The sequence below is a fragment of the Actinomadura geliboluensis genome (genome assembly GCF_005889745.1).
Taxonomy (GTDB): domain Bacteria; phylum Actinomycetota; class Actinomycetes; order Streptosporangiales; family Streptosporangiaceae; genus Spirillospora; species Spirillospora geliboluensis.
In genome coordinates, this window is record NZ_VCKZ01000449.1 from 1 (window position 1) to 7100 (window position 7100).

General features: G+C 71.8%; 6 protein-coding genes. All 6 read left to right on the forward strand.

Annotated features, from left to right (window positions below; genetic code table 11):
- Positions 1-257 precede the first annotated feature (257 nt).
- A complete protein-coding gene (locus ETD96_RS38055; RefSeq protein ID WP_138641341.1) occupies positions 258-1733 on the forward strand; it encodes an SCO6880 family protein in 1476 nt (491 codons plus the stop codon).
- Between the two features lie 50 nt (positions 1734-1783).
- Positions 1784-3229: a hypothetical protein gene (locus tag ETD96_RS38060; RefSeq protein ID WP_240808518.1), complete on the forward strand. Its 1446-nt coding sequence runs from the start codon at positions 1784-1786 to the stop codon at positions 3227-3229.
- Positions 3226-5031, forward strand: coding sequence for a type IV secretory system conjugative DNA transfer family protein (locus ETD96_RS38065; protein ID WP_138641342.1), 1806 nt, complete (start codon positions 3226-3228; stop codon positions 5029-5031). The genes ETD96_RS38060 and ETD96_RS38065 overlap by 4 nt, the downstream gene beginning before the upstream one ends.
- 82 nt (positions 5032-5113) lie before the next feature.
- A complete protein-coding gene (locus ETD96_RS38070) occupies positions 5114-5527 on the forward strand; it encodes a DUF4913 domain-containing protein (protein ID WP_138641343.1) in 414 nt (137 codons plus the stop codon).
- On the forward strand, positions 5524-6324 hold the full coding sequence (locus tag ETD96_RS38075; protein ID WP_138641344.1) for a hypothetical protein: 801 nt from the start codon (positions 5524-5526) through the stop codon (positions 6322-6324). Before ETD96_RS38070 ends, ETD96_RS38075 begins: the two co-directional genes overlap by 4 nt.
- Positions 6325-6367: 43 nt before the next feature.
- The coding region (locus ETD96_RS38080; RefSeq protein ID WP_138641345.1) for a hypothetical protein at positions 6368-7100 on the forward strand (733 nt) is incomplete at its 3' end.

Here is a 7100-nt window from a genome sequence, read left to right on the forward strand (position 1 = left end):
GGACGGCCGACGACCGCGACCTGCGCGACGCCGGGATGCCCGGAGATCACCGTCTCGATCTCGACGGGGTAGATGTTCTCGCCGCCCCGGATGATCATGTCCTTGCTGCGCCCGGCGAGGTAGAGGTGAACCGGTCGGCCCGGCCACGGTCCGGACGGCCGAGCAGGAGCGGCAGCGCGGCGAGGACGCAGTCCGCTGGGCGGCGACCGGCGGTGCCGGCGGCCCGACCGGCGCAGCAAGTGAAGGGAGTAGTGGCCATGGGGCATGAGGTCCGCACCTACGGCGGGTGGCGGCGCCGGCACGGCATCGGCCTGCTCGGCCTCGACACCGCCTCCACCTTCATCGCGCTCGCCGCGGCGATGCTGCTGGTCCTGGTCGCCGCCATCGCCCCGCAGCTGCTGGTCTATCTGCTGCCGCCGGTGCTGGTCGGCGGCGGGCTGGGCCTGGTCCGCATCGGCGGTGTCCCGTCGGCGCGGCTGGTGCTGGCGCGGTGCCGCTGGCAGTGGGGCGTGTGGCGCGGCCACAACCGCTACCGCGCCGGGGTCGTGACCGACCATCCGCGGGCGTTCCAGCTCCCGGGAGTGCTCGCGCCGTTAACGCTGCTGAGCGCCGAGGACGGGTACGGCGGCCGGTACGGGATCGTGTGGGACCGCCGTGCCGGGCTGCTGACCGCCACCCTGCGCGTGGTGCCGACCTCGACGTGGCTGGCCGACCGCGGCGACGCCGACGCCTGGGTCGCGGGCTGGGGCGGGTGGCTGGCCGCGCTCGGGCACATGCCCGCCGTCCGGTGGGTGACGGTCACCGTGGAGACCGCGCCCGAGCCAGGCTCCACCCTCGCCGACGCCGTGGACCGTGCCATCGTCCCGGCGGCGCCCGCTCCGGCGCGCACCATCATGGGCGAGCTGGTCCGCACCGCCCCGGCCGCTGCCGCCGACGTCGACACCCGCGTGTCGATCACCTTCGACCCGCGCGCGTCCGCGACCCGTCCCAAAGACCTGTACCAGGCGGTCGCCGACCTGGGCCGCACCCTCGACGGGCTCGCATCGCGGCTCGGCGGCTGCGGTGTATCCGTCCTCGGGCGGGCCACCGCCGCCGAGATCGCCGGGGCCGTGCGGACCGCGTTCGACCCCAGCGCACGCGGCGAGGTCAACCGGCTCCTCGCCGGCCCCGCCGCAGACGATGTCCTGAACTGGTGTGACGCTGGGCCGGTCGCCGCTACCGAGCACACTGGGCACTACGAGCACGACGGCGGTGTCTCGGTGAGTTGGGCGTGGCATGAGCCGCCGCGCCAGAACGTCCGCTCCGACGTCCTGGCCCGTCTGGTGGCGCCCGGCCCGTTCCCCAAGCGCGTCACGCTGCAGTACCGGGCGCTGCCTGCTGCGGCCGCGAGCCGGGTCCTGCAGCAGGAGGTGAACGCGGCGGCGTTCCGGACCCAGTTCCGCCGCCGCACCGGACGCGACGAGACCGCCCGCGACAGCTGGGATGCCGCCCGCGCCCGCCAGGCCGCCGCCGAGGAGGCCATGGGCGCCGGGGTCTGCCTGGTCTCGCTGTACGCCACCGTCACCGCCGCCGATCCTGACCAGCTCCGCCGCGCCGCCGCGCACGTGGAGACCGCGGCCGACTCGGCCAAGATCCGGCTGCGGCGCCTGTGGGGCAGCCAAGCCGCCGGCTTCGCCACCACCCTCCCGTGCGGCATCTGCCCACCCGAGCTGTCCCGCCGCCTCATCCACTGACCCCGAAGAATCCACTGCCCGAAGAGCCTTTGACCTTGAGGAGGTCGTGCTTGCCGAACGCCGAAACACTGGCCATGTCCGAACCGCTCGCCCCGCCCTGGGGGTGGCGCGGGCGTGGTGCCGGACGCGCCGCGCACGTCGAAGCCGCACCCGAATACCAGGCCACCACCAGCCAGGTCTGCGGCCTGTATCCCTTCACCGCCGGGTCCGGCACGCCCACCGCCGGCACCCCCGTCGGGCGCCACCAGCTCTGGGGCGAGGTCGTCTGCCTCGATCCCCTCGCCTGGCTGCGCGAAGGGCTGGTCACCAACCCCGGGATGTTCGTCCTCGGGCAGCCCGGCACCGGGAAATCCACCCTCGTCAAACGCCTGGTCACCGGCGCGGTCGCGACCGGCACCACACCCATCGTCCTCGGCGACACCAAACCCGACTACACCCGCCTGGTCGAGTACCTGGGCGGGCAGGTCATCCGCGTCGGACGCGGCGCAGACCGCATCAACCCCCTCGACGCCGGGCCGCTGGACGAAGCGCGCCGCCGCCTGTCCGGGGCCGACACCGAGACCCTGCGATGGGAAGTGCGGTCCCGGCGGCTGTCCCTACTGCTGGCGCTGGCGACGCTGGTACGCGAAGCCCGCATCACCAACGCCGAGGAGGTCGTCCTCGGCCGCGCCATCGACCTGCTGGACGACCGCCTCACCAGTGAACCCACCATCGTCGACGTCCTGCACATCCTGGAGCAGGAGCCGGACGAGTTGCGGGGAGCAGCCCGCACCGATTCGAGCGACGCCTACCGCGCTCAGACCCGCGATCTGGTCTTCACCCTCGACCTGCTCATCTCCGGGTCCCTGGCCGGCGTGTTCGACGCGGCCACCACCCGGCCGCTGAACCTGGACGCACCCGCGATCAGCGTCGACATCTCCCGCGTCCGCGCCGCCGGCGACAAGCTCCTCACCGCCGCGATGCTGTGCACCTGGGCCTACGCCTTCGGCATGGTCGATGCCGCCACCGCCCTCGCCGACCTCGGCGCCGCCCCGCGACGCTCCTACCTCGGCGTGATGGACGAGCTGTGGCGCGCGTTGCGCGGCGCTCCCGGACTGGTGGAGCACGCCGACGCCCTCACCCGCCTCAACCGCGCCAAGGGCATGGCCTCGATCATGATCACCCACTCGCTCGCCGATCTGGACGCGCTGGCCAGCGAGGAAGACCGCGCCAAGGCCAAAGGCTTCGCCGACCGCTCGGCCATCACCGTCCTGGCCGGTCTCCCGCCCCGCGAACTGGCCCGCGTCCACGAAATCACGCCGCTCACTGGCCCCGAGCAGCAACTGGTCACCTCCTGGTCGGCGCCCGACTCCTGGCAGCCCGGCGCCCGTCACCCCGGCCGCGGCAAGTACCTCATCAAGACCGGCGAACGCCTCGGCATCCCCGTCGAGCTCTCCCTCGTCGGCCCCGAAGCCGACCTCTACGACACCGACCAGGCCATCAGGGCGACCGCATGACGCGTGCACTGGGGCCTCGTGCATCGCTGTGGCACTCCAATGCCGCCGCCGGATGGCTGGTCCTCGCCGCCTGCTGGACGCCCATCGTCGGGCTGTGGATCGTGTGGTTCGCGGCGAAGGTGTGCGCTGTCGCGGCAGGCGGGACGGTCATGCCGTTCGGCACCGACTTCGCACTCGCCCTCGCCCGAGGGCGGACCGATCAAGCCTGGCCGGGCACGCCGACCTGGCTCGTCCTGCTCATCCTGGTACTCCTGGCCACCGCGCTCGTCTACTGCGCTGGGGAGATCTGGTCGCGGGTCGCACGCCGTATCCCCCGCCCCGGAGATCCCGTCGCCGCGCTCGCCGACAACCCCAGCCTGACCGCCCTTCAACCCGACGCCACAGCGAAGAAGGCCATCGAGCTGCGCCGCTCCCTCACCACATCAAACCCCGGCACTTTGAAGCCGGACGACATCGGCCTGGTCCTCGGAGACGTCCTCCTCCCAGGCGAGCGCAGCGGCCCAACACTGTTCGCCTCGTTCGAGGACACGGTGGTGGCGTTCATGGCACCACGCTCAGGCAAGACCACCACCCAGTCGATCCCGCACGTGCTCTCGGCACCCGGACCGGTCATCGCCACCAGCAACAAGGCCGACCTGTGGTCGGCGATCGCCACCGTCCGCGCCCAGCGCACCGGCGGGAAGAGCTGGCTGTTCGACCCGCAGCGCATCACCTACCAGCCGCAGGCGTGGTGGTGGAACCCGCTCGCCGGACTGTCCACGGTCGAGGACGCCCACCGCCTGGCCGGGCACTTCGTCCTCACCGTCGACGACGGCCAGAAGAAGGACCTGTGGGGGCCGGCCGCGCAAGACCTGCTGTGCGCGCTGTTCCTGGCCGCCGCCACCTCCGGCCGGTCACTGCACCATGTCGCGCGGTGGCTGGACGAGCCCGCCGTCCCAACCCCGATCGAACTGCTGCAGGAGGCCGGGTTCCAGCTCATGGCCTCCTCCCTCAAAGGCACCCAGAACGGCGCCGTGGAGACCCGCGACGGGATCTACCAGACCGCGCGCACCGCCGCCAAAGCGCTCCGCGACCAGGAGATCCTCGCCTGGGTCACCCCCGACCGCAGCCTGCCGGTCTTCGACCCGCACGCGTTCGCCGGCTCGCGCGACACCCTGTATCTGCTGTCGAAGTCGCTGTCGGCCGCCGCCCCGCTGATCGCCGCGCTCACCGACACCACCATGCGCGCCGCCGAACGCCGCGCCGAACAAGCCGGCGGACGCCTCGACCCGCCCCTGATCGTCGCCCTCGACGAGGCCGCCAACATCTGCCGCATCGCCGACCTGCCGCAGCTGTACTCCCACCTGGGCTCACGCGGCATCATCCCGGTCACCATCCTGCAGAGCTACGAGCAGGGCGTCACCGTCTGGGGCGAACCCGGAATGGCCGCGCTATGGGGCGCGGCCACCCGCAAGCTCATCGGCGCCGGGATCGACTCGCCCCGGCTGGTCCGCGACCTGGCCACCCTCATCGGACAGCACGACGTGCCCGTCCGGTCCATCACCTACAGCGACGGACGCGCCAGCGAACAGATCTCCCTGCGGCCCCAGGAGATCCTCCAGGCCGCCGACATCCGCGCCCTGCCCACCGGGACCGCGCTGCTGCTGGCCACCGGCACAAAACCCGCCCTCATCCGGCTCCGGCCCTGGTATAAGGGCCCGCACGCCACCGCCATCAGCACAGCCATCAAGACCGCCGATACCGCAATCGCCGAGGCAGCCCGCCACCACCACAACCACCCTGACACCCCGACCACGCCCTAGCCCGCACCACCGTCCACATCCACATCCACGTCCAGACAGAAAGGGGCCTTCAGATGCACGCACTCACAGCTTTGGAGGCTTCATGCCCACCTCTGCTCCGCCGGCGACCGGCGGTAAACGCCCCGAGTCCCTGTACCCGGATGTCACCGCCTGGGTCAGCGAGCATTTCGTCCCGATGTACCGGCGGACGCTGGGCGGTGAGTTCCGCTGGTGCGCCGAATGGTGGCGGCACGGCGAGGCCATCTCCCGCCTGACCGCGCTGTGGTTCGCGTGGGAGGCGATGCGGCTGCAGGGCGCCACCGGCATGGCCCTGTGGTACCGCGACCACCTCGACCACCAGCTCCCCGTCCTGCTCGGGCCTCGCGGCCCCTTCTACCAGTGCACCGAGAACGAGCACCTGGCCCCGCACGAAGCCCGCACCGTCCCCGTCCCCGCCGGATGGCTCGCCTTCGACACCAGTAAAACCTCCCCCACATCGCGGCCGGTGCACGCATGACCGAGCGGATGGAAGCCGCCGCGCTGGCGTTGGACGCCTACGAACAGTACTTGTTCGGTGACCTACCCAACGGGCACCGCACCGACCGCGCCGAAGCCGAAGGGCTGCTGCACGCGCTGGTGGTCGATCTCATCAACTACGGCGAGGGCAACCGCCTGGACGTGGTCGACCTGCTGGACGCCCTCGTCCAAGCCCGCATCGATCGCGGCGGCGCCATCACCAACCCGCGCTACAGCTTCCGCCTCGACGCCGAGGTCCAGTTCCGCGACCGCGACATCGAACCCCATCGGGGATTCATCACCGAACTGAAGTCCTCCGGCCCCGGACAGGACCCCGAGTGCGTGCTGCGGATCCCCGGGATCATCGATCCTCAGCACACCAGCTCGGCCGCACTGGAGCCGGCCACCCGCATGGTGCCGCTGTCGACCCGCACCGCCGGGACCGTGTTCAGCGCAACCGCGGCCGAAGACACCATCACCGACCTGCTCACCCGCCTATCGGCCGGACATCACGAAGCCGACGCCGACCGCGATCCGCTCGTACTGGCGGACCTGGCCGAACTGTCGACCGCACTGGCCGCCTGGTCGGGCACCAAACCCGAGCACGTACTGCAGCACCTTCGCCATCGCTCAGGCCAGATCCTTGCCGCGCCCGACGGCTGCTCGCCGGCCTTCCGGCGCGCCGCAACCGGATTCCCCAACGACATCGCCGCTCTCCTGGCCGGTGAGCAGCCCACCCGAGCGCGCTCCAGCCGCACAGATCCACCGAACCCGAACCGGCGCCCACGCCTGATGTGACCAGGCCCGTTACTCGCCCGCGTGAATCTTCGGAGGTACAGCATTGTCCGATCCCGATGAGGCCGTCGCCACCGCGCTCGACGCCTACCAGCAGCAACTCCTGCCCGATGACGGCGCCAGCCACCGCGCCGACCCCGCCCTGGCCGCGCCGCTCATCACCTCGCTGGTCGAGCAGCTCGCCCGCTACGCCGACCGCCGCGACCTCGACATCCACGACACCTTCACCGAACTCCACCAGCAGCATCTGGACCGCGGTGGGCACGACCACGACCCGAGCTACAGCTTCCGGCTCGGCGCCGAAGTCCAGTTCCGCCAAGGACGCACCGCCACCGGAGCCAAGACGCACCATCCGCTCTGGCGCGGGTTCATCACCGCCCTGGCCACCGCACCCGACGGCGAGCACCAGTGCACGGTGCGGATCCCGGGCATCAACGAGGGCCTGCATGTCGCCGCCTCCGAGCTGGAGCCGGCCGACGCGCTACTGCCCCTGCCCACCCGGACGGCCGGAGTCGTCACCCACGCCCGCGACGCCGAATCGACGATCGTCGACATCGCCGTCCGGCTCAAGCGCGCCGCAAACAACGGCCTGGTCCCCGACGAGCAGGCACTCGCCGACCTCGCGCAGCTGACCATGCGGCTCAGCCGCTGGTCCGGTGGCCGACCCGACGCGATCATGCGGCACTACTACGACCGCATCATGCGCGCCGCCCGCAAACCCTCCAGGGGTCGTCCCGGCCCTGACGCGGCTGCCCGGCTGGCCGCAACCGAATTCCCCC

Coding starts and splice junctions, on each gene's coding strand:
- ETD96_RS38055 (WP_138641341.1), top strand. CDS start 258: ATGGGGCATGAGGTCCGCACCTACGGCGGGTGGCGGCGCCGGCACGGC.
- ETD96_RS38065 (WP_138641342.1), top strand. CDS start 3,226: ATGACGCGTGCACTGGGGCCTCGTGCATCGCTGTGGCACTCCAATGCC.
- ETD96_RS38070 (WP_138641343.1), top strand. CDS start 5,114: ATGCCCACCTCTGCTCCGCCGGCGACCGGCGGTAAACGCCCCGAGTCC.
- ETD96_RS38075 (WP_138641344.1), top strand. CDS start 5,524: ATGACCGAGCGGATGGAAGCCGCCGCGCTGGCGTTGGACGCCTACGAA.